The organism is Pseudomonas sp. HMSC065H01 (genome assembly GCF_001815235.1).
Classification (GTDB): domain Bacteria; phylum Pseudomonadota; class Gammaproteobacteria; order Pseudomonadales; family Pseudomonadaceae; genus Pseudomonas; species Pseudomonas aeruginosa.
Genome location: NZ_KV819837.1, coordinates 90,227 through 115,389, shown reverse-complemented (window position 1 = coordinate 115,389; position 25,163 = coordinate 90,227). Strand labels below are relative to the sequence as shown.

At 68.3% G+C, this 25,163-nt stretch carries 23 protein-coding genes and 1 pseudogene; 9 read left to right on the top strand and 15 right to left on the bottom strand.

Annotation, left to right across the window (positions count from 1 at the left end):
- Positions 1 to 291 precede the first annotated feature (291 nt).
- Positions 292 to 690 (bottom strand): four-helix bundle copper-binding protein, encoded by a 399-nt coding sequence (locus tag HMPREF3014_RS03930; RefSeq protein WP_003106156.1) that lies wholly within the window; start codon positions 688 to 690, stop codon positions 292 to 294.
- 170 nt (positions 691 to 860) lie between these two features.
- Between HMPREF3014_RS03930 and HMPREF3014_RS03925 the strand changes: the two genes are divergently transcribed.
- Positions 861 to 2,633 carry a thiamine pyrophosphate-requiring protein gene (locus HMPREF3014_RS03925; protein ID WP_023087544.1) on the top strand — a complete coding sequence of 591 codons (1,773 nt, stop codon included), beginning with the start codon at positions 861 to 863 and terminating at the stop codon, positions 2,631 to 2,633.
- An 18-nt stretch (positions 2,634 to 2,651) separates the two neighbouring features.
- Here HMPREF3014_RS03925 and HMPREF3014_RS03920 read toward each other — a convergent pair whose 3' ends face one another.
- From HMPREF3014_RS03920 to HMPREF3014_RS03895, 6 genes are all read right to left on the bottom strand, one after another.
- A complete protein-coding gene (locus HMPREF3014_RS03920; protein WP_003106158.1) occupies positions 2,652 to 3,128 on the bottom strand; it encodes a DUF4142 domain-containing protein in 477 nt (158 codons plus the stop codon).
- Positions 3,129 to 3,195: 67 nt separating this feature from the next.
- The gene (locus tag HMPREF3014_RS03915; RefSeq protein WP_003118506.1) at positions 3,196 to 4,137 is read right to left on the bottom strand and encodes a 5-oxoprolinase subunit C family protein; all 942 of its coding nucleotides are present in this window, start codon (positions 4,135 to 4,137) and stop codon (positions 3,196 to 3,198) included.
- Positions 4,134 to 4,847 carry a 5-oxoprolinase subunit B family protein gene (locus HMPREF3014_RS03910; RefSeq protein ID WP_003113622.1) on the bottom strand — a complete coding sequence of 238 codons (714 nt, stop codon included), beginning with the start codon at positions 4,845 to 4,847 and terminating at the stop codon, positions 4,134 to 4,136. Before HMPREF3014_RS03910 ends, HMPREF3014_RS03915 begins: the two co-directional genes overlap by 4 nt.
- Complete coding sequence (locus tag HMPREF3014_RS03905; protein ID WP_003102108.1) at positions 4,844 to 5,587, bottom strand: 5-oxoprolinase subunit PxpA; 744 nt, start codon at positions 5,585 to 5,587, stop codon at positions 4,844 to 4,846. The genes HMPREF3014_RS03910 and HMPREF3014_RS03905 overlap by 4 nt, the downstream gene beginning before the upstream one ends.
- A 32-nt stretch (positions 5,588 to 5,619) precedes the next feature.
- Complete coding sequence (locus tag HMPREF3014_RS03900; protein ID WP_003118505.1) at positions 5,620 to 6,849, bottom strand: OprD family porin; 1,230 nt, start codon at positions 6,847 to 6,849, stop codon at positions 5,620 to 5,622.
- A gap of 24 nt (positions 6,850 to 6,873) precedes the next feature.
- Positions 6,874 to 8,145, bottom strand: a complete 1,272-nt coding sequence (locus HMPREF3014_RS03895; RefSeq protein ID WP_003102111.1) for an MFS transporter — start codon at positions 8,143 to 8,145, stop codon at positions 6,874 to 6,876.
- A gap of 254 nt (positions 8,146 to 8,399) precedes the next feature.
- Here HMPREF3014_RS03895 and HMPREF3014_RS03890 point away from each other — a divergent pair.
- Together HMPREF3014_RS03890 and HMPREF3014_RS03885 are read left to right on the top strand one after the other, a co-directional pair.
- Positions 8,400 to 9,351: pseudogene (locus tag HMPREF3014_RS03890) on the top strand (LysR family transcriptional regulator).
- A gap of 106 nt (positions 9,352 to 9,457) precedes the next feature.
- Positions 9,458 to 10,255, top strand: a complete 798-nt coding sequence (locus HMPREF3014_RS03885) for a putative hydro-lyase (protein WP_003120275.1) — start codon at positions 9,458 to 9,460, stop codon at positions 10,253 to 10,255.
- Here the strand turns inward: HMPREF3014_RS03885 and HMPREF3014_RS03880 are convergent.
- Positions 10,240 to 11,220 carry a hypothetical protein gene (locus HMPREF3014_RS03880; RefSeq protein ID WP_023087543.1) on the bottom strand — a complete coding sequence of 327 codons (981 nt, stop codon included), beginning with the start codon at positions 11,218 to 11,220 and terminating at the stop codon, positions 10,240 to 10,242. The genes HMPREF3014_RS03885 and HMPREF3014_RS03880 overlap by 16 nt on opposite strands.
- Before the next feature lie 191 nt (positions 11,221 to 11,411).
- On the opposite strand from HMPREF3014_RS03880, the gene ada reads away from it, so the two are divergent.
- On the top strand, positions 11,412 to 12,488 hold the full coding sequence (ada, locus tag HMPREF3014_RS03875; RefSeq protein ID WP_003122790.1) for a bifunctional DNA-binding transcriptional regulator/O6-methylguanine-DNA methyltransferase Ada: 1,077 nt from the start codon (positions 11,412 to 11,414) through the stop codon (positions 12,486 to 12,488).
- Positions 12,489 to 12,655: 167 nt separating this feature from the next.
- Here ada and HMPREF3014_RS03870 read toward each other — a convergent pair whose 3' ends face one another.
- The 4 genes from HMPREF3014_RS03870 to HMPREF3014_RS03855 all read right to left on the bottom strand — a co-directional run bounded on the left by HMPREF3014_RS03870 (position 12,656) and on the right by HMPREF3014_RS03855 (position 15,934).
- Positions 12,656 to 12,895 (bottom strand): DUF2790 domain-containing protein, encoded by a 240-nt coding sequence (locus HMPREF3014_RS03870; RefSeq protein ID WP_003102137.1) that lies wholly within the window; start codon positions 12,893 to 12,895, stop codon positions 12,656 to 12,658.
- A 125-nt stretch (positions 12,896 to 13,020) separates the two neighbouring features.
- On the bottom strand, positions 13,021 to 14,121 hold the full coding sequence (locus HMPREF3014_RS03865; RefSeq protein ID WP_003113628.1) for an NAD(P)-dependent alcohol dehydrogenase: 1,101 nt from the start codon (positions 14,119 to 14,121) through the stop codon (positions 13,021 to 13,023).
- Between the two features lie 331 nt (positions 14,122 to 14,452).
- Positions 14,453 to 14,881: a nuclear transport factor 2 family protein gene (locus HMPREF3014_RS03860; protein ID WP_003102139.1), complete on the bottom strand. Its 429-nt coding sequence runs from the start codon at positions 14,879 to 14,881 to the stop codon at positions 14,453 to 14,455.
- A gap of 147 nt (positions 14,882 to 15,028) precedes the next feature.
- Positions 15,029 to 15,934: a LysR family transcriptional regulator BsrA gene (locus tag HMPREF3014_RS03855; RefSeq protein WP_003142490.1), complete on the bottom strand. Its 906-nt coding sequence runs from the start codon at positions 15,932 to 15,934 to the stop codon at positions 15,029 to 15,031.
- 125 nt (positions 15,935 to 16,059) lie between these two features.
- Here HMPREF3014_RS03855 and HMPREF3014_RS03850 point away from each other — a divergent pair, with 125 nt between their 5' ends.
- The 4 genes from HMPREF3014_RS03850 (at position 16,060) to HMPREF3014_RS03835 (ending at position 21,377) form a co-directional block, all read left to right on the top strand.
- Positions 16,060 to 17,196: an SRPBCC family protein gene (locus tag HMPREF3014_RS03850; protein WP_073647865.1), complete on the top strand. Its 1,137-nt coding sequence runs from the start codon at positions 16,060 to 16,062 to the stop codon at positions 17,194 to 17,196.
- A gap of 36 nt (positions 17,197 to 17,232) precedes the next feature.
- On the top strand, positions 17,233 to 18,165 hold the full coding sequence (locus tag HMPREF3014_RS03845; protein WP_003102145.1) for a LysR family transcriptional regulator: 933 nt from the start codon (positions 17,233 to 17,235) through the stop codon (positions 18,163 to 18,165).
- Between the two features lie 104 nt (positions 18,166 to 18,269).
- Positions 18,270 to 19,907 (top strand): GMC family oxidoreductase, encoded by a 1,638-nt coding sequence (locus HMPREF3014_RS03840; RefSeq protein ID WP_023087541.1) that lies wholly within the window; start codon positions 18,270 to 18,272, stop codon positions 19,905 to 19,907.
- 21 nt (positions 19,908 to 19,928) lie between these two features.
- Positions 19,929 to 21,377: an aldehyde dehydrogenase family protein gene (locus HMPREF3014_RS03835; protein ID WP_023087540.1), complete on the top strand. Its 1,449-nt coding sequence runs from the start codon at positions 19,929 to 19,931 to the stop codon at positions 21,375 to 21,377.
- 35 nt (positions 21,378 to 21,412) lie between these two features.
- Here the strand turns inward: HMPREF3014_RS03835 and HMPREF3014_RS03830 are convergent, their stop codons facing one another.
- Genes HMPREF3014_RS03830 through HMPREF3014_RS03820 form a run of 3 tightly spaced genes read right to left on the bottom strand, consistent with a single transcriptional unit; the run spans position 21,413 to position 23,701 of the window.
- Positions 21,413 to 22,048, bottom strand: a complete 636-nt coding sequence (locus HMPREF3014_RS03830) for an IbrB-like domain-containing protein (protein WP_003088853.1) — start codon at positions 22,046 to 22,048, stop codon at positions 21,413 to 21,415.
- Positions 21,966 to 22,478 carry a GNAT family N-acetyltransferase gene (locus tag HMPREF3014_RS03825; protein WP_003102153.1) on the bottom strand — a complete coding sequence of 171 codons (513 nt, stop codon included), beginning with the start codon at positions 22,476 to 22,478 and terminating at the stop codon, positions 21,966 to 21,968. Before HMPREF3014_RS03825 ends, HMPREF3014_RS03830 begins: the two co-directional genes overlap by 83 nt.
- Positions 22,475 to 23,701: a phosphoadenosine phosphosulfate reductase gene (locus tag HMPREF3014_RS03820; protein WP_014602965.1), complete on the bottom strand. Its 1,227-nt coding sequence runs from the start codon at positions 23,699 to 23,701 to the stop codon at positions 22,475 to 22,477. Before HMPREF3014_RS03820 ends, HMPREF3014_RS03825 begins: the two co-directional genes overlap by 4 nt.
- An 850-nt stretch (positions 23,702 to 24,551) precedes the next feature.
- Between HMPREF3014_RS03820 and HMPREF3014_RS03815 the strand changes: the two genes are divergently transcribed.
- Positions 24,552 to 25,103 carry a fimbrial protein gene (locus HMPREF3014_RS03815; protein WP_003120281.1) on the top strand — a complete coding sequence of 184 codons (552 nt, stop codon included), beginning with the start codon at positions 24,552 to 24,554 and terminating at the stop codon, positions 25,101 to 25,103.
- Positions 25,104 to 25,163 lie beyond the last annotated feature (60 nt).

Sequence of the window (25,163 nt, the reverse complement as noted above, 5' to 3'; positions counted from 1 at the left end):
TAACCGCTCGCGGTTATCCGCCGCTTATCCGCGACATCGGCGGATAACGCCCGTGGCGTTATTCGCCCTACGGATCAGGACTTCGAAATGAACTCCTCTCTCAGGCTCATGGCGTCTCTCGTGGTCTTTCCCCGGCAACCCCGCACACCTGTCAGCTATGTCTCCGGTCCGTACAGACGCTTGCAAAAGGGACTCGCCTGGGAAGGCGAAACGAGAAGCCGGGGCAGGCAAGGAAATCAGCTTGCCCAGCACATTCAGACTCAACAGCACGAGGGCAGAAAGTGGCCAGCCTCAGGCCGGCAACAACGGCCGACAGGCCTCGACGAAGCGCCGGCAGGCACCCGCACATTCGCGCTCCAGCGGCTCGTCGCCATCGCAACGCTCGGCGCATGCCAGGGCATAGCGCGCCGCCAGCTCGCAGGCGGCCGGCGCCCATGGGCTGCGGCGCTCCAGCAGCAGGGCGGCGAGGCGGCAGAGGTCGGCGCAGTCGCCGGCGTGCTGGCGTTGTTCCCTGCTGGACTCGGTGCAGAGCGCCAGGTAGCGCTCGCACGCGCGGATGCAGTCCTGGGACGCGAGCCGGCAGCGCTCTTCCGGCGCCTGGACGGCGGCACCGCCGAGCAGGGCGTCGGCGTCGGTTTCCAGCAGGGAGCCGGGGTCTTCGTTTCCGGGATCGTTGATGGCGCGGGTCATGGCGGCACCTCCTGGCGATTGCGCCCATGCGGGCCCTGTTCCTTGGGCCGGTCGACGATGCCGACAGTTCAGTCGATTTCGCCGTCGGCACCGCCGCTCGATTGCCTTGAACCCTCGCCCGCGGTGCCAGTCCTCACTGGTACGACCCCAGACACGACCAGGAGGCGAGAATGTCCAGCACGGTTGCCGATCAATTGCTCGAACGCTTGAGCCAGTGGGGGGTGAAGCGCGTCTTCGGCTACCCCGGCGATGGCATCAACGGGATCATGGGCGCCATGGGCCGGCGCGCCGAGGCATTCGACTATATCCGCGTGCGCCACGAGGAGATGGCGGCCTTCATGGCCGGCGCCCACGCCAAGTTCACCGGAGAGGTCGGGGTGTGCCTCGCCACCTCGGGGCCGGGCGCGATCCACCTGCTGAACGGGCTCTACGACGCGCGCATGGATCATCAGCCGGTGCTGGCCATCGTCGGCCAGCAGGCGGCTACCGCGTTGGGCAGCGACTACCAGCAGGAAGTCGATCTGCAGAGCTTGTTCAAGGACGTTTCCGCCTATGTCGAGACCGTGGTCAGCCCGGCACAACTGCTCCATGTGCTGGACCGAGCCCTGCGCGTGGCGGTCGGCGAGCGGCAGGTGGCGACGGTGATCGTGCCCAACGACGTGCAACAGATGGCGGCCCCGAAGCGCCAGCCCCACGAGCACGGCCACGTGATGTCGGCGGTGGGCTTCGTCCAGCCGCGACCCTACGCGCGCGACGCCGACCTGGAAGCCGCCGCGGCGATCCTCAATCGCGGCCGGCGCGTGGCGATCCTCGCCGGTGCCGGCGCCCTGGGCGCGCACCGGCAACTGGAAGCGGTCGCCGAGCGCCTGGCCGCCGGAGTGGCCAAGGCGCTCCTGGGCAAGGCGGCGGTTTCCGACGACCTGCCGTACGTGACCGGCTCCATCGGCCTGCTCGGCACCCGCGCCAGCAGCATGCTGATGGAGCATTGCGACACCCTGCTGATCGTCGGCAGCACTTTCCCCTACAGCGAGTTCCTACCCAAGGCCGGCCAGGCGTGGGCGGTGCAGATCGACCTGTATCCGCGCAACATCGGTATCCGCTATCCGATCGACCAGGCCTTGCTCGGCGATGCAGGGGAAACCCTGGAGCGCCTGCTGCCGCTGCTCGAGCAGAAAAAGCACGGTGCCTGGCGCCGCCGGGTCGAGCGGGCGGTGACGGCCAGTCGCGAGGAAGCCCGGCGCCAGGCCGAAGAGCCAGCCGACCCGATCAACCCGCAGCGGGTATTCCGTTCCTTGTCGGAGCAACTGCCGGACGATGCGATTCTCTGCGGCGACAGCGGCTCGCATACCAACTGGTACGCCCGCGACATCCGCATGCGCCCGGGCATGCTCGGCTCGCTGTCGGGCAAGCTGGCGACCATGGGCAGCGGCGTGCCCTACGCCATCGCCGCCAAGCTCGCCTATCCGCAGCGGCCGGTGGTGGCGATGGTCGGCGACGGCGCCATGCAGATGAACGGCAACGCCGAACTGGTCACCGTGCAGCAGTACTGGCAGCGCTGGGACTCGCCGACCTTCATCGTGCTGGTGCTGAACAACGGCGATCTCAACCAGGTGACCTGGGAGCAGCGTGCCCTGGCCGGCGACCCGGAGTTCAGTCCGGCGCAGGAAGTGATCGATTTCCCCTACGCGCGTTATGCGGACATGCTCGGCTTCAAGGGCATCCGCGTGGATCGCCCGGAGGACATCGACGCCGCCTGGGCCGAGGCCTTCGCCGCCGACCGCCCGGTGCTGCTGGAGGTGGTCACCGACCCGAACGTGCCGCCGCTGCCGCCGCACATCAGTTTCGAGCAGGCCAAGCACCTGCTTGGCGCCATGCTGCAGGACGATCCCAAGCGCTGGGGGGTGATTCGCCAGAGCGCCCGGCAGGTCCTCGCGCGGCACTGAGCAAGGCGGTCGCGGCGCTCAGTCGGCGCGGCCGCTACGCAACTGGTCGGCCAGTTCGCGGTGGTGGTAGAAGCGCGCCAGCCATTCGTCGGCGAAGCGGCGCAGGTCAGGATCGGCGGAGTCCCGGGCGATTCCCTCGAAGCGTGCAACCAGACGGTCCTGCTGGCGAATCTGCGCGTCGAGGAAACCGCGCTCGTCGAAGCCGCCGGGAGCGGCGGCCTGCCGTTCGGTCTGGCGCGGCGAGGGCAGCGCCAAGGCCTTTTCCCCGGCCAGGGCGCGTAACTGGTGGTCGAACTCCTGCTGTTCGGTGAGTACGCGCTTGGCATAGAGCTGCACCGCCTTGTTTTCGGATCGGCGCATGGCTTGCTCGGCTGCCTCCACCTGGGCCTGGCTGTCGGCCAGGCTGTCGGCGAGCAGGGCGCGGGTATCAGCGGGTTCGGCCTGGACGGCCAGGGGCAACAGCAGGGCGGCGATCAGTGACAGGCGACTGGGCATGGCGAACCTCCGGACGGGACGAGTGTGCGGTGGACGCTCGCCATACGGCGCCGTTCAAAAAAACCGCCTATGCGTCCCAGGCCGCCAGCAGGCGTCGATGCTCGCGGTGCGCCGCCTCCTGCACCGTCGGCAGCAGCCGCACCCGCTGGCCTGGCAGGCATTGCGCCAGGCGCGCCAGCGCCAGCGGGGCGAGGGCGCCGAGACGGGGGTAGCCGCCGATGGTCTGCCGGTCGTTGAGCAGGACGATCGGCTGACCGTCCGGCGGCACCTGCACCGCGCCGAGGGCGATGCCTTCGGAAATCATCGACTGCTGCCGGCATTCCAGGCGCGGGCCGAGCAGACGTACGCCCATGCGGTCGGCGCGTGTATCCACCTGCCAGTCGCCGTTGAACGCATCGAACAGGCTCATGGCCGGGAAGTCGCCGATCTGCGCGCCGAGGATCAGCTCCAGGCGCGCTTCGCCGGTGCAGTCCATGATCCGTTCGCTGGGCAGGGGCAGCGCGCGCGGTCGCGCGCCATCGGCCAGCCAGCCGAGGCTGTCGCCTGCGGCCAGGGCCTTGCCGTCGGCGCGGGGGCCGCCCAGGCCTTCGCGGGCCACCGTGGCCAGGCTGCCCAACTGGCGCTCGCCGGCGAAGCCGCCGGGCGCCGCCAGGTAGGCGCGGGCGCCCTGGCGCGGGTGGGCGAAGGCCAGGCGCTGGCCGCCGCGCACGGCGAACGCGCCCCAGGCCGGTAGCGGCTGGCCATCGAGGGTCGCGCCGAGATCGCCGCCGGCCAGGGCCAACCAGCCGTCGGCACGGCATTCGGCGACGAAACCGCCGAGGGCGATCTCGATCACCGCGGCGTCCAGGGGATTGCCCAGCAGCCAGTTGGCCCAGCCCATGGACAGCCAGTCGAGGGCGCCGCCCTGGGTCACGCCGAGATGGCGGCAACCGAAGCGGCCGCGATCCTGCAACTGGACCAGCGGGGTGCTCTGGCACACCCGCAGGCCGCCGTGGATGGAGTCGTTCATGCCTGGACCTCCAGGGGCGTGTCGTCGCCGCCGAGACGGACGAATTCGGCGTGTCCGATGGGTTCGAAACGCACCCGGTCGCCGGCGCGCAGCAGGCTGTAGCCGTCCAGGGTGAGATCGAACAGGCGCACCGGGCAGCGCCCGAGCAGGTTCCAGCCGCCTGGCGAGGCCTGCGGATAGACCGCCGTCTGGCGCTCGGCGATGCCGACGCTGCCGGCGGCGATGCGTTGCCGGGGAGTCGCCAGACGGGGTGCCGCCAGGGCTTCCTCGACCAGCCCCATGAAGGCGAAGCCGGGGCTGAAACCGAGGGCGAAGACCCGGTACTCGCGCTGGCTGTGGCGGCGGATCAGCTCGGCGACGCCGAGCTGCTTGCGCCGCGCCAGGGGGGCCAGGTCGGGGCCGACCCGCGGGTCGTACCAGGTCGGCAGGATGTGCAGACGGCCGCCGTCCTGGCGTTTCGGGCGCAAGTCGGACAGCGCCGCGGCGATCCGCGCGCGGGCCTCGCCAGGGTCGAGCTGGAGCAGGTCGTATTGCAGGAGCAGGGTGGTGTAGGACGGCACCAGGTCGAGCAGGGCGGCGCCGAACGCCGCCCGCAGGTTTTCCTCCGCCGCCAGCAGCCAGGGCATGTTGGCTTCGTCGATGCGCTCGAACAGGCGCAGGACGAAGCTGTCGATGGCGGCCACCTCGATGCGCGGTTGCGGTTGGCTCATGCCGCCTCCAGGGCGTCGCGGATGCGCCGCACCGCAGCCAGCGAGGCGGGGTTGTCGCCGTGTACGCAGAGGGTCTGCGCCTCCAGCGCCAGGGCGCTGCCGTCGCTGGCTCGCAGCGCCGCGCCACGGGCCAGCAGGAGGGCCTGGGCGAGCACCGTCTCGGCGTCGTGGTGTACCGCGCCGGGCTGGCTGCGCGAGACCAGGTAGCCGGCGCCGTCGTAGGCGCGGTCGGCGAACGCCTCGAACCACAGCTCGATGCCGTGGGCCTTGCCCAGCGCGCGCGCCGCGGTGTTGTCGCGGGTGCTCATCAGCATCAGCGGCAGGGTGCGGTCGTAGGCCGCCAGTGCGCGCAGCACGGCGGCGAGGATCGCCGGGTCGCGCATCATGTCCTGGTACAGCGCGCCATGCGGCTTGACGTAGCGTACCCGCGTGCCCTGGGCGCGGCAGAGTCCGTCGAGGGCGCCGATCTGGTAGAGCAGCAGGTCTTCCACTTCCTGCGCCGAGCAGGCCAGCGAGCGCCGGCCGAAGCCGACCAGGTCGGGGTAGCCGGGGTGCGCGCCGATGCGCACGCCATGCTCCACCGCCAGGGCCACGGTGCGGCGCATGGTGCCGGGATCGCCGGCGTGGAAGCCGCAGGCGATGTTGGCGCAATCGATCAGCGGCATCACCTCGGCGTCCAGGCCCATGCGCCAGGCACCGAAGCTCTCGCCGATATCGCAGTTCAACAACAGGTTGTTCATGCAGGTTCCTTCAGGTCATTGCTCGCCGGACCTCACCACAGCGTCAGGCTGTAGCTGAGGATCAGGCGATTTTCGTCGAGGTCGTTGGCGAAATTCGAACGCACCGTGGCGTTGCGCCATTTCACCCCGAGGTTCTTCAGCGGCCCGCTCTGCACCACGTAGCCGAGGTCGGTGTTGCGTTCCCATTCCTTGCCGTCGTTGGCCGCGCCGCGGGCGACGTTGTCGCCGGAGACGTAGCGGCTCATGAAGCTCAGGCCGGGCAGGCCGAGCGCGCCGAAATCGTAGTCGTAGCGCAGTTGCCAGGAACGCTCGTCGACGTTGCCGAAGTCGCCGATCTGGATGAAGTTGACCAGGTACGGGTCGCTGCCGGCGATGTAGGGATAGGGATCGTCGCCACTGATCCGCTGGTAGCCGGCGGCCACCGCGTGGGCGCCCAGGCGCAGGCTGAAGAGGGCGCCGAAGGCGCGGTTGTCCAGTTCGCGGAAGCCGCCGTCCTCGCTGGCCCGGGCGAAGCGCAGGTCGCTCTTGAGCGAACGCTGTCCGCCGAGGTCGAGGGTGTGTACCAGGCCGGCGAAGGTCTGCCGGTAGATGTCCCTGAGCCGACCCTGGTGCAGGCTGGCGGTCAGCGCCGGGGTCAGGCGATAGTCGCCGCCGGCGAAGTCGAAGGCATCGCTGCGCCCGCCGATGCGGTTGGCGCTGAACACCTGGTAGTCGCTGGAGCTGTTCAGCTTGTTGCGGTCCAGGTGCGCGCCGCGCAGGGTCAGGCCGTCGATCTCCTGCACGTCGAGCAGCGCGCCGCGGAACAGTTCCGGCAGCAGGCGGGTGTCGTTGGCCGAGACCAGCGGGCTCTTGAAGTGCAGCGCGCCGACCTTGAGCAGGCTGTTGGAGACCCGCGCCTTGGCGGTCAGGCCGAGCTTGGCGTAGTCATCCTGGGAGCCGCCGGCGGAGCCGTCGGCCGGCAGCAGCCCGGTTCCGCCGCTGCCGCCGCCGGAGTCGAGCTTGAAGCCGAGCAGGCCGATGGCGTCGACGCCGAAGCCGACGGTGCCTTCGCTGAAGCCGGACTCCAGGCGCAGGAGGAAGCCCTGCGCCCATTCGTCGGCGTTGTCGCGCGCGCCGCTCTGGCGGAAGTCGCGGTTGAAGTAGAAGTTGCGCAGTTCGAGGCTGGCGTGGCTGTCCTCGACCAGGTCGGCCTGGGCGAGCAGCGGCCAGCCCAGCCCGCTGCCGGCGAGCAGCGCGGCAGCCAGGCGGGGAGTGGGATGCATGCTGGGATTTCCTCGGTCGACGGCTCAGAGTTCCAGTTGCTTGCCGCGGGTTTCCGGCAGGCTGAGGGCGGCGAGGATCACCACGCCGTAGGAGACCGCGGCGAAGGCGCCGATCCCCAGGCCCAGCGAGAGCTTCTGGCCGAGCATGCCGATCAGCATCGGGAACAGCGCGGCGATGGCGCGCCCGGCGTTGTAGCAGAAGCCCTGGCCGGAGCCGCGGATGCGGGTTGGGAACAGTTCGGTGAGGAACGAGCCCATGCCGCTGAAGATGCCCGAGGCGAAGAAGCCGAGCGGGAAGCCGAGCCAGAGCATGGCGCCGTTGCTCACCGGCAACTGGGTGTAGAGCAGGACCACGGTGAAGGAGCCGACGGCGAACAGGACGAAGTTCTTCTTGCGCCCGATCAGGTCGGTGAGGAAGGCACTGACCACGTAGCCGACGTAGGAGCCGAGGATCACCATCGCCAGGTAGCCGCTGGTGCCGAGCACGGTCAGCCCGCGTTCGGTCTTGAGGAAGGTCGGCAGCCAGGCGGTGATGGCGTAGTAGCCGCCGAGCGCGCCGGTGGTCAGCAGCGAGGCGCGCAGGGTGATGCTGAGCATCCCGGGGGCGAAGATCTCGTAGAAGCTGACCTTGTCGGCGCCCTGGTTGCGTTGCCTGGCCTCGCGGTAGATCTCCGGTTCCTTGACCAGCCGGCGTACCACCAGGACGAACAGCGCCGGCAACAGGCCGAGCATGAACAGCGCGCGCCAGGCCTCTTCCGGTGGCAGCAGGCTGAACATCAGCGAGTAGAGGATGGCGGTGAGGCCCCAGCCGATGGCCCAGCCGGACTGCACCAGGCCGACCGCCTTGCCGCGGTCGCGGGCCTTGATCACTTCGCCGATGAGTACCGCGCCGGCGGTCCATTCGCCACCGAAGCCGAAGCCCATCAGGGTCCGTGCGACCAGCAACTGCTCGTAGTTCTGCGCGAGGCCGCAGAGGAAGGTGAAGAAGGCGAACCAGAGCACCGTCAGTTGCAGGGTCAGCACCCGGCCGATGCGGTCGGAGAGGATCCCGGCGATCCAGCCGCCGGCGGCGGAGGCGAGCAGGGTCATGGTGTGGATGAAGCCGGCTTCGCCGGTGCCGATCCCCCACAGGGCGATCAGGGTAGGGATCACGAAGCTGAGCATCTGGGTGTCCATGCCGTCCAGGCCGTAGCCGATCTTGCAGCTCCAGAAGGCCCGGCGTTCCTGCTTGTCGAGGGCGCGATACCAGCCGAAATGACCGTCCCGGGAAGCGTCCGGGCCGGCGTCGAGGGTCATGTGTTTTTCCATGGGGGCACCGATCGTCGTTATTGGTGTTATGAAGATTCGGTGGGCGCCGTCGCACCCGGTGGTCGCATTCTTCGAGGCTGGCCAGCGAGCGTCCAACTAATTTATGCGGCCGCCGGGGATAAGAAATTTCGATGGCGGAGCAGGCCGTCATGCGTCGATCATGTGCCGCCGGAAGGTGGGCGCTGGCATGGAAGCTGCTCGCTCCCGCCACCTTGTGTCCCTTGCCCGTCGGTACCCGCCACATGAACCTGAAATTCCTCGAGACCTTCGTCTGGGTCGCGCCTGAAGAGCTTCCGCCTCACCGCGGAGAAGCTGTTCAGCACCCAGGCTTCCATTTCCAGCCGGATCGCCGTGCTGGAGGACGAACTCGGCGTGAAACTGTTCGTCCGCGACTCGCGCGGCGTGACCCTGACCCCGGAAGGCGACAAGGTACTGGCCTACGCCGAGCGGATGATGGACACCATGCACGCGCTGAAGCAGTCGCTCGACACCGGCGCCAGCACCCAGGGACGGATTCGTATCGGCGCCATGGACACGGTCATCCACACCTGGCTGAGCCCGTTGGTGGCCAGGGTCACGGAAACCTTCCCGGCGGTGGAGATCGAGCTGATGGCGGACACCGCGCGCAACCTCTCCGAGCAGTTGCAGAAGGGCTACCTGGACCTGATCTTCCAGACCGACTCGCTGCGCCACGAGTCGGTGCTGAACCTCGAACTGGGCAGCTATCCGCTGCGCTGGATCGTTTCCACCGGCTCGATCTACCACCGCGACTACGCCTCGCTGGCGGACCTGGCGCGGGAGCGGGTGGTGACCTTCTCCAAGCACTCGCGGCCGCACCAGGACGTGCTCGGCCTGCTGCACGCCAACGGCGTCGCGGCGCCGCGCCTGAACTGCGTGAACTCGGTGGCGGCGATGACCCGCCTGCTGCGCGACGGCTTCGGCGTCGGCGCCTTGCCGCCGGCGCTGGTCAGCCAGGAACTGGAACGCGGCGAACTGACCCTGCTGCGCCTCGGCCCGCCGCCGCCGAACCTGCCGGTGGTGGTGTCCTGGCGCGGCGGCACCGGCCTGGAACTGGTGGACGAAGTGGTGGAGCTGAGCAAGGCGGTGCTGGCCGACTACGCGGCCAACGTCGGCCCGGAGTGCATGCTCCTGGCGCCGCTGAAGAAAGGAGTGGGGCGGCTGCGTTCGCGCTGATTCGGATTTTCCGATCGCCCCTGGCGGAAAAATCTCGTTGGACGCTGACCGCCGTCCGCTTCTACAAACCTGCCAACAACGACGTCCGCCAGCGCACGGAGCCGCCATGCCCGAACCGACCTTCCACGAACTCGCGCAACTGCCGCCGCCGGTCCTGCGCCAACTGATCCGCCGCGGCGACTACACCGGCCATACCAGCGGCCTCGGCCAGCGCCACTTGCAGGCCAACCTGGTGATCCTGCAGAAATCCTGGGCCGACGAGTTCCTTCGCTTCTGTGCCCTGAACCCCCGGGCCTGCCCGCTGCTCGACGTCAGCGAACCCGGCTCGCCGCACTTCGCCAGGCTCGGCGCGGATATCGACGTGCGCAGCGACCTGCCGCGCTACAGGGTGCATCGACGCGGTCAGGAGCCCGTCGAGGTGAGCGACATCGGCACCTTCTGGGAGGCGGATTTCGTCGCCTTCGCCATCGGCTGCTCGTTCTCCTTCGAACAGGCGTTGCTCGACGCCGGCATCGGCCTGCGCCACCTCGAGCTGGGGCGCAACGTGGCGATGTACCGCAGCTCCATCGCTACCCGGCCGAGCGGTCGCCTGGCCGGGCCCACGGTGGTATCGATGCGGCCGTTGAAGGCCGCCGAGGCGATCCGGGCGATCCAGGTCACCAGCCGCTTCCCTATGACCCATGGCGCACCGCTGCACCTGGGCGATCCGGCGCTGATCGGCATCCGCGACCTGGCGCGGCCCGACTACGGCGACCCGGTGCCGCTCGCGGCGGACGAGATTCCGCTGTTCTGGGCCTGCGGGGTCACGCCCCAGGCGGTGCTCGCCGAGGTTCAGCCGGAGCTGTACATCAGTCACGCGCCGGGGCACATGCTGGTCAGCGACCGACTCTACGACGAACTCTGAGAGGCGTCGTCCTTCGCCGGACCGGGGATGATCGCCAGGTGGCGCAGGGCATCCGGCTCCAGGCTGTAGCTCTTGCCGCTCGGCGCTTCGATGAGCCGGCCGAGGGCGTAGAGGGTGAAGTAGCGCACCGTTTCGGCGCAACCGAGGATGTCTTCGAGGTAGCGCCGATGCGGATAGCCCTGCAAGGTTTCCGGGGCGACGTAGAGGAATACCGGCTTGCCGTCGATGCGGTCGCGGAACTTGAAGCGGAAGCCTTGCGGCCGGCTCGGCGCACCGTAGCGCCGGACCAGGTCGGCGCCGCCGTAGAATACCTTGCCGGCGCTGCCCGGGGTGGCATAGCCGATGTGCTGGAAATAGGCGCGCAGCGGTATCCGGCCGAGGCCGCTGATGCGGATGTCCAGTTGCTTGAACTCTTCCGCCGGCAGCTCGGCGCGGGCCTGGCGGAAGGTGTCGACGAGCAGTTCGAAATCGCGGGTGCGCCGTGGCCGTTGCGTTCTCTGCCGAGGCGCGGCGGGAGCGTCGGTGCGCACTGCGGCGGAGGCCGGCGGGTGTTCCTCGGCGTCCGGGTCCGCTTGCGGCGGCGCGGCCTCCTCGGCAATGGCCGGGTCGAACTCCTCGACGTAGGCATCCAGCTTGTCGCGGATGCGCCGCTGGCCGGCATCCTCGGCGGACTCGCCCGGGCGCAGAGCGTCCTCGTCCTCCTCGACGAACCATTCGCAATCCGACAGGTGGGTGGAGTGCGGGAACTTGCTGAAGTGCGCGGCCTTGCGGGTGTCCTGCGGCAGCTTGTCGTAGTTGCTCGCCGATACCTTGATCCCCTGTGCCCGGCACCCTTCGCTGGAGCAGAGGAAATCGAAGCGTTTGCGCGGCTCGGCCTGGGAGAAGTATTCGCGGCGGGCGCTGGCGATGGAGATCACCCGATCCAGTTGCACGCAGTAGGCCAGTGCTATCCGTTTGAACGCCATGTTCCCAATCCTTCCGCCGGTTCGAGCGGGCCATTATGGCGCGTGGCGATGGGTAGGCAAGCCGACGGCCTTCCGCACCTGCCGAAGCCGGGCACATGGCCTTGCTCGAATTCAAGCGCAAGAACCGGAGTTCTTGCGCTTGAATGGCGAATTAGTCTGCGGGCATCATCCGCTCCCACAGGGGAAACGCCATGAGCCAGCAGCTCGATCCTTGCAACGCCTACCACACCGACGAACAGCGCTGGGCCGCCGTGCTGGCGCGCGACGCGGCGGCGGACGGGGCGTTCGTCTATGCGGTGAAGACCACCGGGGTCTATTGCCGCCCGAGTTCCTCGGCGCGTCGGCCCAGGCGCGAGAACGTCGAGTTCTTCGCCACTGCCGAGGCCGCCGAGGCCGCCGGCTATCGGCCCAGCCGGCGCGCCGCCGGCGACCGCAGCCTGGCGGCGGAGCAGCGCGCCGAGCGGGTGGCGCAGGCCTGCCGGATGATCGAGACGGCGGAGACGCCGCCGGCACTGGAGGCGCTGGCCGCCCGACTGGGCATGAGTCCGTTCCACTTCCATCGTCTGTTCAAGGCCGAAACCGGCCTGACGCCCAAGGCCTACGCCTCGGCCTATCGTGCCCGGCGCCTGCGCGAGCGCCTGGGCCAGGCGTCCGCCTCGGTGACCGAGGCGATCTACGACTCCGGTTTCAACTCCAACAGCCGCTTCTACGAGTCCTCGTCGCAACGCCTCGGCATGCGCCCGCGCGATTACCGCGATGGCGGCGCCGGCGCGGCGATCCGTTTCGCCATCGGCCAATGCTCGCTGGGCGCGATCCTGGTGGCGCAGAGCCAGCGCGGCATCTGCGCGATCCTCCTCGGCGAGGAGCCGGAGCCATTGCTGCGCGAGTTGCAGGACCAGTTCCCGCGCGCCCAGCTACTCGGCGGCGACGCCGACTTCGAACGGCTGGTGGCGCAGGTGGTGGGCTTCGTCGAGTCGCCTCAACTGGGACTGGACCTGCCGCTGGACGTACGCGGTACGGCGTTCCAGGAACGGGTCTGGCAGGCACTGCGGGAAATACCGCCGGGCAGCACGGCGAGCTACGCGCAGATCGCCGAACGGATCGGCGCGCCGCGAGCGGTGCGCGCGGTGGCGCAGGCCTGCGCGGCGAACCGGATCGCGGTGGCGATTCCCTGCCACCGGGTGGTACGTCGCGACGGCGACATTTCCGGCTACCGCTGGGGCGTGGAGCGCAAGCGCGAACTGCTGCGCAGGGAAGAGCGGGATTGAACCCAAGGCCAGGCGATACGCGGCCCGGAATGCAAAAAGCCCACTCGATGGTGGGCTCTATGCAATGGGGCGCTGGTCCTTCAGCTGGTTCCAGTATCCATGTCAGGGGTGAAAATTTCGTGAAATGAAACGACAACCCTGACCGTTCGTCCTTTCCTATCGTGGTTTCATTCGTTGCTGCACGTACGCGCCTGCTTCAGGTAGTGCAACACCTGGCGCTCGCCGTGGGAGTCCAGGTATACCAGGGTGGCGCGCACCACCTGGCAGGTATCGCTGGGCGCCTCGTCGACGCTCAGCACCCTGGCCACGTCCAGCGGCATGCCGTAGACGTAGTCGGCAGTCGCCGCGCCGGCGATGACCGGCGCCAGCAGCGTGACGCAGCAGAGGTAGAGCCTGGCTCGGTTCATGGACGGTTTCTCTCCATTCCCCCGCGAAGCGACGGCGCAAGGGCGCCGCCGACGCCCTGGGTGGAACCCGCTTCGTCGTTCGCGACGGGTTCGCCACCTCCGTCCAGCAGTATAGGATGACGGTCTCAGTGCGGCTTGATCGCCACCTTCAGTACGTTGTCACGCTGGTTGGCGAACAGGTCGTAAGCGGCGACGATGTCGTCGAGGCGGTATTCGTGGCTGACCAAAGGCCCGAGGTTGACCCGGCCCGAAGCCACGATATTGAGCAGTCGGCGCATGCGCTCCTTGCCGCCGGGGCACAGCGCGGTATTGATCCGGTGGTCGCCGAGGCCGGCGGCGAAGGCCGACAACGGAATCGTCAGGTCTTCCGAGTAGACCCCGAGGCTGGAAAGGGTGCCGCCGGGCTTGAGCACCCTCAGGGCGGTCTCGAAGGTCGATTGCGTACCGAGTGCCTCGATCGAAGCATCCACGCCGCGCCCGCCGGTGAGTTTGAGAATTTCCTCGATCACGTCGCACTCCCTGAAGTTCAGCGTGACGTCGGCGCCCATTCCACGGGCGATATCGAGGCGATGGGCGTTGCCGTCGATGGCGATGATCGTGCTGGCGCCCAGCAGCCGGGCGCCGGCGGTGGCGCACAGGCCTATGGGACCCTGGGCGAAGATCGCCACGCTATCGCCGATGCGGATGTTGGCGTTCTCCGCGCCCTTGAAGCCCGTGGACATGATGTCCGGACACATCAGCACCTGTTCGTCGCTGAGACCATCGGGTATGGGGGCAAGGTTGGCCTGAGCGTCGGGAACCAGCACATACTCGGCCTGGGTGCCGTCGATCAGGTTGCCGAAGCGCCAACCGGCGGTCGCCTTGTAGCCATGGCAGGCGCAACGGCCGGATTCCACCAGGTAGCTGCCGTCCTGCGACGGTACGCCGTCCTGGGCGGCATAGGAGTTGAAGTTGGGGCAGATGGCACCGGCGATCACGCGTTGGCCTTCGCGGTAGCCGACCACCGCGCTGCCGAGCTTTTCGATGATCCCGACCGGCTCGTGGCCCACCGTCAGGCCGGGCGCGACCGGATACTCGCCCTTGAGGATGTGCACGTCGGTGCCGCAGAGCGTGGTGGTGGTGATGCGCACCAATGCATCGTTCGGCCCCACGTCGGGAATCGGCTTGTCGACCAGCTCGATACGGCCGGGCTGGATGAATACGGCGGCTTTCATCATCTTGCTCATGGAGCATCCTCACGGTGGAGGCCCTGGGGCGGCACGGGGCAGGAAAGAACGGACGGATGCCAAGACAGTGGCGGAATTGCCGTCCGATGTCCTTGATATGGGTCATGGCCGCGATGGACGCGGGTTCGCGAAGTACCGACCTGGCGTTTTTGCTGGGAAATGTCCTCGCCCGGTTCGCTGCGGAACTACCCAAGCCCCTTCGCTGTGGCTTGGGTCGACGCTGAACGCGGGAGGGCGGGGGCGTTGCACCCATGTCGGGAGTTCGCTCCGGCGGGCCGACGCTGCGCTCTTGGCAAAGGCAGCGTCGGGCCTTGGCCCAAAGGCTATCGCCTCAGGCCTTGCTCGCGGCCAGATAGGAGGCCAGGCGCCGGCCCATCTCCTCGCCGAGGGCCTGGAGGCCGCTCATGGGACGGACCATCACTTCGAAGTCGACGATCCGGCCGTCGTCGTCGAAGCGGATCATGTCGATGCCTTTCAGTTCGCGTTCGCCGACCCGTGCGCTGAATTCCAGCACCACGCTGCGGCCGTCGGCGCTGGCCAACTGGCGGTGATAGGCGAAATCCTCGAAGACCGTGAGCACGGTATTCAGGATCATCGAGACCACCGGTGCGCCGGCATACGGCTTGTGCGCCATCGGCGAGCGGAACACGGCGTCGGGGTGCAGCAGGCGCGGCAACCCGGAGAGGTCGCGGCGGGCGATCAGCCCGTGCCATTCGGCGAGGGTGGCGGCGGCGTTGGCTTCGAGCGGCAGGCTGGTCATACGGTGGCTCCTCTGGCGGGTGCTGGACTGTATCCCCGGGGCGGCCTGGGGCCGGTTGCGGGGCGGAGCCTCACCATAGGTTGCGGGAAAGGCCTCGCTCAATGATCGAAAGTGACGGAAGACTGATCCTCGCGCGCAACCTATGACTCAGCCCTGTTCGATCTGCACGATCTGCTCGCGCAGCCATTGCAGGCCGGGCGTCGCTTCCTGCTGGCGATGCCAGATCAGGTTGACCTGCACCGGGGCCATCTCGAAGGGGACGTCCGCCAGTTGCAAACCATGGCTGCCGGCGAAGCGCTCGGCCAGGCGGCGTGGCACGGTGCCGAGCAGCTCGGTGCTGGCGACGATGGCCGGGATGGTCAGGTAGTGAGGCACCAGCAATTGCACCTGGCGCTGTACCCTGGCCGAGCCGAGGACGATCTCCAGCGGACTGCCGCGCCCGACCCGCGGCAGGATCGAGACGTGCTGCGCGGCCTCGTAGGCCGCGCGGTCGAGGCCGCCGCGGAAGGCCGGATGGCCCTGCCGGCCGATCACCACCAGGCGTTCCTCGCCGACCGGCCGGTAGGCCAGCTCGGGCTCGTCGAAGTACAGGTAGTCGATCGCCAGGTCGAGTTCGCCGCTGGCCAGTTGCGCCGGGATCGAGGCGCCTTCGTCGGGACGTACCTCCAGCGTCACCCGCGGGGCCAGGGTCTTCAAGCGGGTCACCAGGCCCGGCAGCAGGCGCAACTGGGCATAGTCGTTCATCGTCAGGCGAAAGGTCCGCGCAGTGTGCGGATCGAAGGTTTCCTGGGAGCCAAGGCCGGCCTGCAGCAGATGCAGGGCCTGGCGCACCGGCACGTACAGGGCGAGGGCGGCGGCGGTGGGTTCCAGGCCCTTGGCGGTGCGCCGGAACAGCGGCTGGTCGAGCTGCTCGCGCAGGCGGGCGAGGGCGTTGCTCACCGCCGGCTGGCTGCGATGCAGGCGGATCGCCGCGCGCGACAGGTTGCGTTCGCGCATCAGGGCATCGAAGACCAGAAGCAGGTTGAGGTCGAGCTGCTGCAAGTTCAGCTTCATGAATAATCCTCATTCTATTTATCCATTACCCTGATAAGACTGGCATCGCTACACTCGAATGCAAGCCCTTCCGCCCCGGCGGATCGGCCCGGTTCGCGGCCCAGCCAATAACAATCACACGCGAGATGCCGACCATGTCCTTCGATCCCCAACCCTTTCGCCAGCAGTACCGCGCGGCCATCCGGCCCGGCTACAACCCCTGGCTGCACGCCGGCTTCGTCCTCGCCTACGGCGGCGCCTGGATCGTCTTCTTCCTCTCCCGACTCGAGCAGCCGAGCCTGCTGGAATGGCTGACGGTGCCGGCCGCGCTGGTGTTCTTCAACTGGGGCGAGTACCGCATCCACAAGTCCCTCGGCCACCACAAGCACCCGCTGGGGCGGATGTTCTACAAGCGCCATACCGGCGACCACCACAGCTTCTTCGTCGCCGGCCAGATGCGCTACGAACAGGCCCGCGACTGGCGGGTGATCCTGTTCCCGGCCTGGCTGGTGGTGGTCTTCAGCCTCGGCGCGCTGCTCGCCTGGAGCCTGCTCGGCCTGCTGAACGACAACCTCGCCGCGCTGTTCGCCGCGACCCTGCTGCTGGGCTACCTCAGCTACGAGATCTTCCACGCCTGCGAACACCTGCCGCCGGAGCATCCGCTCAGCCGTCTGCCGTGGATCCGCCACATGCGCCGCCTGCACGAACTGCATCACCGTCGCGAGCTGATGCAGACGCACAACTTCAACCTGGTCTTCCCGTTGATGGACTGGTGCTACGGTACCCTCCACTGGGAAGCGGAAACCGCCGAGGAGCGCGCCATGACCCGCATGCAGCACCGAATCGAGATCGCCCGCGGGCCCGAGGCGACCCTCGCCTACGCCGCCAGCCCGGCACTCTGGCCGGAATGGCATCCCTCGTCGTTGCGGGTCGACGGCGCCGCTGGCCCGCTGCCGGCCGGCGCGCGCTTCGAGGAGGACATTCACGCCGGCGGCCGCGCCGGGCACTTGTCCTGGACGGTGGTCGAGTACCAGCCGGGACACCTGTGGCGCGCCAACGCCCGTGGCGACCGGGGGCTGCACCTGCGCCTGAGCTACGAATGCCAGCCGAGCGCGGCCGGCACCCGCTTCGTGCGCACCCTGGAATACCGCTTCGACGGCTGGTCGATGCGCCTGGCCAACCTGTTCCTGCTGCGCCGTCGCATCGAACGCGAGTCGGAGGAGTCCATGCACCGCCTGCGTCGGGTCGCCGAGGCGCGGATAGCGGCGGCGGAAAGCGTATGATCGGGGTCCGCGGGGGCGGATCGCAGAAGGACACCGATGAACAAGTTTGCCGAAATGACCACCTTCGTCAGCGTGGTCGACGCCCATAGCTTCTCCGAGGCCGCCCGCCGCCTGGGCACCACCAAGTCGCAAGTCAGCCAGCGTATCCAGCAACTGGAGAGGCGCCTGGGCCGGGTGCTGCTGAACCGCACCCGGCCGCTGAGTCTCACCGACCCCGGTCGCACCTACTACGAACATGCCTGCCGCCTGCTACAGGAGCTGGAGCAGGCGGAAGCCTCGGTGCTCGACGCCGACGACGACCTGCGCGGCCAGTTGCGCCTCTCCGCGCCGCTGGCCTTCACTCCGCGCTACCTGGCGCCGCTGCTGGCGCGCTTCGCCGAGCGCCATCCGCAATTGCGGGTGGACGTGCAGGCCGACGATCGTTTCGTCAACCTCCAGGAACCGCGCTTCGACATGGCCCTGCGCATGGGCCGGCTGGACGACTCCTGCCTGGTGGCGCGGCCGATCACCGCCAACCGCCACCTGCTCTGCGCCAGTCCCGACTACCTGGCGCGGCATGGCGTGCCGCAGCATCCCGAGGAATTACAGGCGCACGACGGGCTGGTCTACTACAACCGCGAGCCCGGCGGCATGCTCTGTCTGCCGGTGGACGGCGAACCGGCCTCGTTCCGCATCCGGGTGAGGATGCGCACCGACTCCGGGCACCAGTTGCTCGAAGGTGCGCGCGCCGGGCTCGGCCTGGCGATCCTGCCGAGCTTCCTGGCCGCCGATGCCTTGCTGGCCGGCGAGCTGCTGCCGGTCCTGCCTGGCTACTCGCCGGACGGCGGGCAGGTTTCCGTGGTCTACCGCAAGACCCAACGGACGCCCCGGAAGATCCTCGTCCTCGGCCAGTTCCTCGAAGAGGAAATCGGCGATCCGGCACCCTGGGACCGCGCGCTCATCGAGCGTGGCCTGTTGCCGCCGGGCTGAGTTCGGAAAAACCGAACCAGCGGTTCGCCTTCCGCTGTCTGTCGCCGAGGGCGCGCCGGGCATAGCGTTGCTCCCGTCAATCGATCTGGATACGGGAGAACCCCATGCACCAACCCGAAAACCCGGCGCGCCGCACCTTGCTGGCGCAGACCGTCGCCGGCTCCGCCGCGCTCGCCCTGGGCTCGCTGCTCGGCGGCGCGCCCGGCGTGGCCAGCGCCACGGCGGAAACGCCCCGCAAGGCCTTCGATGGCGGCAGGATCGATGTGCTGATCGTCGGCGGCGGCTCCGCCGGCGCGGTCCTCGCCCGGCGCCTGAGCGAGCGCGGCGACCGCCGGGTACTGTTGCTGGAAGCCGGCCAGGCCTATCCGGCCTGGGACTACCCCAGGATCATCGCCAGCAGCGACAGCGTCGGCGGCGACCCCTCCAGCGACTGGGGCTACCAGTCCCAACCGGGGGCGATCGGGCACCCGATCCATGCGATCCGCGGCAAGGTCCTCGGCGGCAGCTCGGCGATCAACGGCGCGGTGGCGATCCGCGCGCGGCGCGAAGACTTCGCCCGCTGGAACCTGCCGGGCTGGTCCTACGACGACCTGCTGCCGGCGTTCCGCCGCCTGGAGACCCGCCAGGGCGGCGACCCGGCCCTGCACGGCGGGGACGGACCGCTGCCGGTGCGGCAACTGAGCCGCGCCGATCTCTCGCCGATGCAGAGGGCCTTCGTCGACGCCACCCTGGCCAACGGTTTCAAGGCCATCGCCGATTTCGACGGCGCCGACGCCAACGGCGTCGGGCCGTACCCGATGAATGTCGTCAACGGTGTGCGCGTCAACACCGGCATGGCCTACCTCGACAACGCCGTGCGCGCTCGCGCCAACCTGTCGATCCGCGGCGACGCGCTGGTCGACCAGGTGCTCTTCGAAGGCAAGCGCGCGGTGGGCGTGCGCCTGGCCTCCGGCGAGGAAATCCACGCCGGCGAAGTGATCCTCAGCGCCGGCGCCTACGGCAGCCCGGCGATCCTGCTGCGCTCCGGTGTCGGCCCGGCCGACGAGCTGAAGGCGCTGTCGATCCCGTTGCTTGCCGACTTGCCGGTGGGCCGCCGGCTCAAGGACCATCCGTTCTACTACAACGCCTATGCCGCCCGGCCGGAGCGCATCGGCGCGCAGTCGCCGGTGATCGGCGCCAAGCTCTGGACCCATAGCTCGCGGGCGCAGAACGGCGAGCTGGACCTGCACATCACCGCCACCCACCTGTTCCCCGCCGAGATGAGCCCGACCGGGGTCGGCTTCGTCCTCGCCGTGGCCCTGACCCGGCCGCAATCGCTGGGCAGTGTGCGCCTGGCCAGCCGCGACCCGGCCGTCGCGCCGCTGATCGACCTGAACTTCCTCGCCGAGGCCGAAGACCGCGCGCGGTTGCTGGAAGGGGTCAAGCTGGCGCGCCGGATAGGCCGCAGCGAACCGCTCGCCGGGCTGATCCACGCCGAACTCGGGCCGGGGCCCGAGGCACGCAGCGATGCGCAGATCGAAGCGGCGATCCGCGCCACCCTCGATACCTACCACCACCCGACCTCCAGCGCGCCGATGGGCCGCGCCGGCGAGCGCTGGGCGGTGGTCGACCTGGAGGGCAGGGTGCATGGCCTGCAAGGATTGCGGGTGATCGACGCCTCGATCTTCCCCGATGCCATTTCGGTGGCCACCAACATCACCACCATCGCCGTTGCCGAGCACCTCGCGCAGCGCATCGCCTGACCGACCCAGGAGAACTTGCAGATGAACGGACACGCCAGACACTGGATCGACGGCGCATGGCTCGATTCCGCGCAGCGGGGACAATCCTTCGACCCGGCCAGCGGCCAGCCGATCGGCACCTACGCCGACGGCGGGCGGGCCGAGGCCGATGCGGCGATCGCCGCCGCTGTGCGCGCCTTCGAAGATGGTCCCTGGAAGGACGACCACGCGCTGCGCGCGAAAGCCCTGGAGGAAATCGCCGCGGCCTTCGAGCGGCATGCCGATGCGCTCATCGACCTGCTTGCCCTGGAGAACGGCAAGATCAAGCCCGAGGCTGCCTTCGAGGTCGGCATGGTGCCGGGCAAGCTGCGCTACTACGCCGGCCTGGCGCGCAGCGAACGGGGCGCCAGCGGCACGCCGCGCCCCGACGTGGTGTCGCTGGTGCTGCGCGAGCCGATGGGCGTCGCCGGCATCATCGTGCCGTGGAATTCACCGGTGGTGCTGATGATCCGCTCCCTGGCGCCGGCGCTGGCCGCCGGTACCACCACGGTGGTGAAGATGCCGGGGCAGACCGCGCAGACCAACGCCATGGTCGCGCGGATCATCGCCGAAGCGCCGTCGCTGCCTGCCGGGGCGGTGAACATCTTCAGCGAATCGGGTTCCGAAGGCGCCCGGCGATTGATCGACGCGGCCGAGGTGCCGGTGATCAGCTTCACCGGCTCGAGCGCCACCGGCCGAGCGATTTCCGCCGCCGGCGCGCGGCACCTGAAGCGCTTCGGCCTGGAACTGGGCGGCAAGACACCGCACCTGATGTTCGACGACGCCGACCTGGACGCCGCCTTGCCCGTGCTGGAGAAGTCGCTGACGGTGTTCGCCGGGCAGTTCTGCATGACCGGTTCGCGCCTGCTGGTGCAGCGCGGCGTTGCCGAACGGCTACGCGAACGCCTGGCGCAGCGCCTGGAAAACCTGCGCGTGGGGCCGGCGGCGGACCCGCGCAGCGACATGGGGCCGCTGATCGACAAGGCCAACGTCGAGCGCGTCGAGCGAGCCGTACGCCAGGCCATCGCCGCCGGCGCGCGGGTGGTGGTCCGCGGCGGCCCGGTAACCGAGGGCGAGCTGGCGGCCGGCGCCTTCTACCGTCCGACCCTGCTGGAGGTCGATGATCCGGACCTGGACATCGTGCAACAGGAAACCTTCGGACCGGTGCTGACCCTGCAGGTATTCGAGCACGAGGAGGAGGGCGTCGCCCTGGCCAACCGCAGCGAGTACGGGCTGGCGGCCGGGGTCTGGACCCGCGATGTCGCGCGTGCCTTACGGGTGGCGCGGAAGATTCGCGCCGGCACCGTGTGGATCAACGACTGGGCCAAGGTCTACGACGAATTCGAGGAGGGCGGCTACCGCCAGTCCGGCCTCGGCCGGCTGAACGGGGTCGCCGCCCTGGACGACTTCGTCGAATACAAGCACATCAGCCTGACCACCGGCGCGGCCTGAGCCTGGGCGAGCGGTGCGGCCGACGGCGCCGCCCGCTACTCCCAGGAGCGGGAATACACGTGTTCGCGGAACAGCTCGGGCAATCCGGAAACCTGCTTGAAACGCAGCACCTCGTCATTGTCCATGCCCAGTTCGCGGGCCACGTCGGCCTCGCTCCAGCCGGCCTTGAGCAGGGTCACCACGATCGCCGTCATCGGCAATACGCCGTGCACGCCGCGTGCTCGGTTGTGGCGGATGGTGGCGGCGATGCGCTCGCTGTCGCCTTCACGCCCGGCGCGTATCGCGGCGATCGGCAGGTAGCCGTGCAGACGCTGGCGCAGCGCGCCCTTGGCGCTGCCCACGCGCAGGCGGTGAAAGCCGTCGACCACCTCGTAGCGCCCGTCGGCCTGCGGATAGGCGACGATGGGCTGGGTGAATCCGTCGGACTCGATGGACAGCCTCAGCAGTCGCATCTCCGGTGGCGCGACGGTATTGGGGTTGTAGTCGTTGCCGGCGACGCGCTCGGCACGCACCCACTGCACGCAATCGACCGGCTCTTCGGCGAACGGACTGTGCGCGTGGAGCAGCCGGCGGATCCGGTTGATGGCTTCAATCCGCTCGGCAAGCGGCAACCCGTGCAGTTCGCCGAACAGCGCCTCGGCTCGCTCCGTCAGTGTCTTTGTCTGTGCCATGGGCTTTCCTCATGAGCGTCACCCAGCTACCCCGGGTGGAATGCACGGCGAAGCCGTGCGGTTCGAGAAGGCGCGCGCAGGCCTGGGGCGCGCGGGTGGTACAGGCCAGCCCGAGTTGGTCGACATGCCCGAGGACCCGCTCGCGCAGGGTGCGGAACAGCCCGCGACCGCGCGCTTCCGCACGCAGGTAGGCATCGCGCAGGCGAACCACGTCGGGATGTTGCTCCAGGCTGACGAACCCCAGTATCCGCGTGTCCCCCTGGCGGCGGAGCACGAACCAGCGGTGGTAGGGACCGTCGCTCAGCGGGTAGCCGCCGCATTCGCGGCGCACCCGGGCGCTGGCGAAGAAGCGGCCCATGCTGGCGAAGAAGGCGGCCTCGTCGTCGAACGAGCGCCACTGCAGGATCTCGCAGTCTTGCGGGCGGATCACGAGCGCTTCTCCCGACCGGGGACCAGTCTGTCGATATCGGCCTGGGAGAAGCCGAAGGACAGCGAGCGGGCCATGTCCTGCTTCAGCAGGGATAGCGCGATACGCCGCCAGGACGGCTGCTTGCGACGATTCTCCAGGGCCGGGATCCCCGCGTCCGGCCAGATGGCAAGGGGATAGTCGTGCTGCTTCCACCAGAGGATGAAACGCTCGATGCGCCGCTGGTAGATGCCGCGCAGAGGCGGCGGCATGCTGCGCAGGAGGAACTGGCTGTACTCGCGCCAGGTGCCGAAGGAGGGCGGCAGGCCAAGGCCGCCACGGTAGCCGAGGAAGCGCTGGCGACAATAGCGCGCCCCATAGTTGGCGCCGGCGACGCGCCGGACTACCTTGAACCAGGTGCGTGGCTCGATCCGGTGGAACAGGTCGAGGCCCTTGCGCTGGTCGTCGCCATAGGGCTGGCAGATGCGCATCTGCGAGAACGGCACGCCGGCGCGGTACATCTGGTCGTAGAGGCGGTTATAGGCGTAGCCGTGGTCGGCGACGCAACGCCAGAGATCCTCGAAACGCCAGTCGTAGATCGGGAAGAAGCTCACCGCCTGCGGGTTGGCCCGGTCGCGCGCGCTCCAGGCCAGCGGCGCGCAGCCGCCCGGCGGCGTCCAGGCGCATTGTTTCGCCCGGCTCCTGCGCTTGACCGCCAGGTAGCGATTGAGCGATTCGTCCGAACGGATGCCGACCAGGAACGCGGTAGGCTCTTCCCTGGCCAGCCAGGCGTTGAAGCCGGCGACGAACTCCTCGAACTCCATGCGGTAGCGGTAGAAGGGGAAGAACGCCGGGTCGCTGATCACCCCTCGCTGCTTCGGTAGCGGGCGCACCCAGTCGGCCTCGGCGCCGGGCTCCCAGCAGCACCAGTAGGGTTCCTCCAGGCTGGAGGCGTTGCGCAGGTTGAGTGGCAGGCAGACCCACCAGGGGCGTACGTCGGGACGCCCGAGCATCTCGCTGACGTGATCGATGGTGGCCTGGTACTGCCCCTCCAGGTCGATGAACAGTACGTCCACCGGGCTGCGTCCCAACTCGCGTGCCACGTCCAGCGCCAATTGCAGGGTGACCGAGCTGTCCTTGCCACCGGAGAAGGCGACACAGACGCGCTCGAAGTTCCGGAATACCAGTCGGAGGCGGGATAGGGTTGCGGCATGCACATCGGCATCCTGGTAATGCTTGCCTGCCATGGGTGCGAACCTCTTCTTTTAATAACTATTGAGGGAGACCGTTGCGACGACGGTCCATGTGCAATGTTTGTTTCGGAGTTTCTCCAGGCTATTTTTTCGAGAGTCGCGGCAGCCGGCACGTTCGGCGACGTTGGACTCCGAATCAGTGGATAACGGAAATATGTCCAGGCACTTGGCAGAGCGACGACCAACAGGCCCGACAACTGTCGTGCAGGAACTTTTTCAATGCTAGGCGAAGCCGTGGTTCGAGTTGTTGACTTGTCGCAAGACGGATTCTCCGAACAGCATCGGCGCAGCGCCCACTTGCAACGAGAGTGCGCACGCCGCCGTTGGCACTCGTCTGCGCACCGGACTTCTGAGCGGCGGCGGAAAAAGCTTGCTGCGCAAGGAGAAGCGCCTGCGGGTGAACATGGAAATTGCCCGGGAAAAGTCGACGGTAATTATTCGTTGAGTAACAGGGAAGTGCATACTTCCAACTTGGAAGTTAACTGCATGGCACCATCCATGCATTACACGGATGACGGTTTTTATTATAAGTCCAAACTGGCGAAGACAAGCAAGAGAGGCCGGGATGCCAGAGTTCCATAGTCGGAAATACAAGCGTTGCAATGTCGACGGATAGCACGAAGAGGCGGTACCCTGCGAAACGAGGCAATTCCCCGAGTGGCGGGCACTCGAACGGATTTATAAGTCCGCCGTTCGGCGTTCACCTCGACGCCTGTGCACGGGATACTTATATCGGTGGTTCGCACCACTGATTATCGATTTGAACTCGTTCGAGTCTTTACCGCGTTCCCGGCCGAAATAAAAGGCGGGTGGACGATTATTGCCTCACACAAGGAACATAGGCATGACCAGAACTTCGAACCCATGCGCAGTGGTATTGGCCTTTGCGGCAATTGCCGCTTCGGGAACCGCGATGGCGGCAAACACTATCACATTCAGCGGCGAAGTGACCGACCAGACCTGCCAGGTCGCGGTCAACGGCTTCACCGACCCCACGGTGATCCTCGACAGCGTACCGGTGAGCGCCCTCGATGGCGCAGTGGGCCGCAGCGCCGGCGAAACCGCCTTCACCCTGCAACTCACCGATTGCGTCGCGCCGACGGCCGACGAGCATTTCACCACCCTGTTCCAGGCCACCAACCCCAGCGCCGCCGGGAACCTGGTGAACACCGCCGCCAGCGGCGCGACGGGCGTGGCGCTGCAATTGCTCGATAGCGTCGGCGGCAACCCGGTCGACCTGGCCGGCGGCGCGGCGGTGCCCGCCGGCGACATCGTGCTCGCCAACGGAGCCACCAGCACCAGCTACGACTACGCGGTGCAGTACGTCTCCGAAGCGGCGACCGTGACGCCCGGTCCGGTACTCGGCGCCGTGACCTACACGCTGCGTTACGAGTGAATGCCGGCGGCGCATGCGCCGCCCCTTCCTTTTCCCAGCACTAAAGCCGGGCCCGGTCGC

Coding starts and splice junctions, on each gene's coding strand:
- HMPREF3014_RS03855 (WP_003142490.1), bottom strand. CDS start 15,934: ATGAAGCTGAACTTGCAGCAGCTCGACCTCAACCTGCTTCTGGTCTTC.
- HMPREF3014_RS03910 (WP_003113622.1), bottom strand. CDS start 4,847: ATGAGCCAACCGCAACCGCGCATCGAGGTGGCCGCCATCGACAGCTTC.
- HMPREF3014_RS03815 (WP_003120281.1), top strand. CDS start 24,552: ATGACCAGAACTTCGAACCCATGCGCAGTGGTATTGGCCTTTGCGGCA.
- HMPREF3014_RS03860 (WP_003102139.1), bottom strand. CDS start 14,881: ATGACCAGCCTGCCGCTCGAAGCCAACGCCGCCGCCACCCTCGCCGAA.
- HMPREF3014_RS03820 (WP_014602965.1), bottom strand. CDS start 23,701: ATGGCAGGCAAGCATTACCAGGATGCCGATGTGCATGCCGCAACCCTA.
- ada (WP_003122790.1), top strand. CDS start 11,412: ATGAGCCAGCAGCTCGATCCTTGCAACGCCTACCACACCGACGAACAG.
- HMPREF3014_RS03925 (WP_023087544.1), top strand. CDS start 861: ATGTCCAGCACGGTTGCCGATCAATTGCTCGAACGCTTGAGCCAGTGG.
- HMPREF3014_RS03900 (WP_003118505.1), bottom strand. CDS start 6,849: ATGCATCCCACTCCCCGCCTGGCTGCCGCGCTGCTCGCCGGCAGCGGG.
- HMPREF3014_RS03870 (WP_003102137.1), bottom strand. CDS start 12,895: ATGAACCGAGCCAGGCTCTACCTCTGCTGCGTCACGCTGCTGGCGCCG.
- HMPREF3014_RS03895 (WP_003102111.1), bottom strand. CDS start 8,145: ATGACCCTCGACGCCGGCCCGGACGCTTCCCGGGACGGTCATTTCGGC.
- HMPREF3014_RS03905 (WP_003102108.1), bottom strand. CDS start 5,587: ATGAACAACCTGTTGTTGAACTGCGATATCGGCGAGAGCTTCGGTGCC.
- HMPREF3014_RS03920 (WP_003106158.1), bottom strand. CDS start 3,128: ATGCCCAGTCGCCTGTCACTGATCGCCGCCCTGCTGTTGCCCCTGGCC.
- HMPREF3014_RS03845 (WP_003102145.1), top strand. CDS start 17,233: ATGAACAAGTTTGCCGAAATGACCACCTTCGTCAGCGTGGTCGACGCC.
- HMPREF3014_RS03835 (WP_023087540.1), top strand. CDS start 19,929: ATGAACGGACACGCCAGACACTGGATCGACGGCGCATGGCTCGATTCC.
- HMPREF3014_RS03930 (WP_003106156.1), bottom strand. CDS start 690: ATGACCCGCGCCATCAACGATCCCGGAAACGAAGACCCCGGCTCCCTG.
- HMPREF3014_RS03850 (WP_073647865.1), top strand. CDS start 16,060: ATGCCGACCATGTCCTTCGATCCCCAACCCTTTCGCCAGCAGTACCGC.
- HMPREF3014_RS03885 (WP_003120275.1), top strand. CDS start 9,458: ATGCCCGAACCGACCTTCCACGAACTCGCGCAACTGCCGCCGCCGGTC.
- HMPREF3014_RS03915 (WP_003118506.1), bottom strand. CDS start 4,137: ATGAACGACTCCATCCACGGCGGCCTGCGGGTGTGCCAGAGCACCCCG.
- HMPREF3014_RS03865 (WP_003113628.1), bottom strand. CDS start 14,121: ATGAGCAAGATGATGAAAGCCGCCGTATTCATCCAGCCCGGCCGTATC.
- HMPREF3014_RS03840 (WP_023087541.1), top strand. CDS start 18,270: ATGCACCAACCCGAAAACCCGGCGCGCCGCACCTTGCTGGCGCAGACC.
- HMPREF3014_RS03830 (WP_003088853.1), bottom strand. CDS start 22,048: ATGGCACAGACAAAGACACTGACGGAGCGAGCCGAGGCGCTGTTCGGC.
- HMPREF3014_RS03880 (WP_023087543.1), bottom strand. CDS start 11,220: ATGGCGTTCAAACGGATAGCACTGGCCTACTGCGTGCAACTGGATCGG.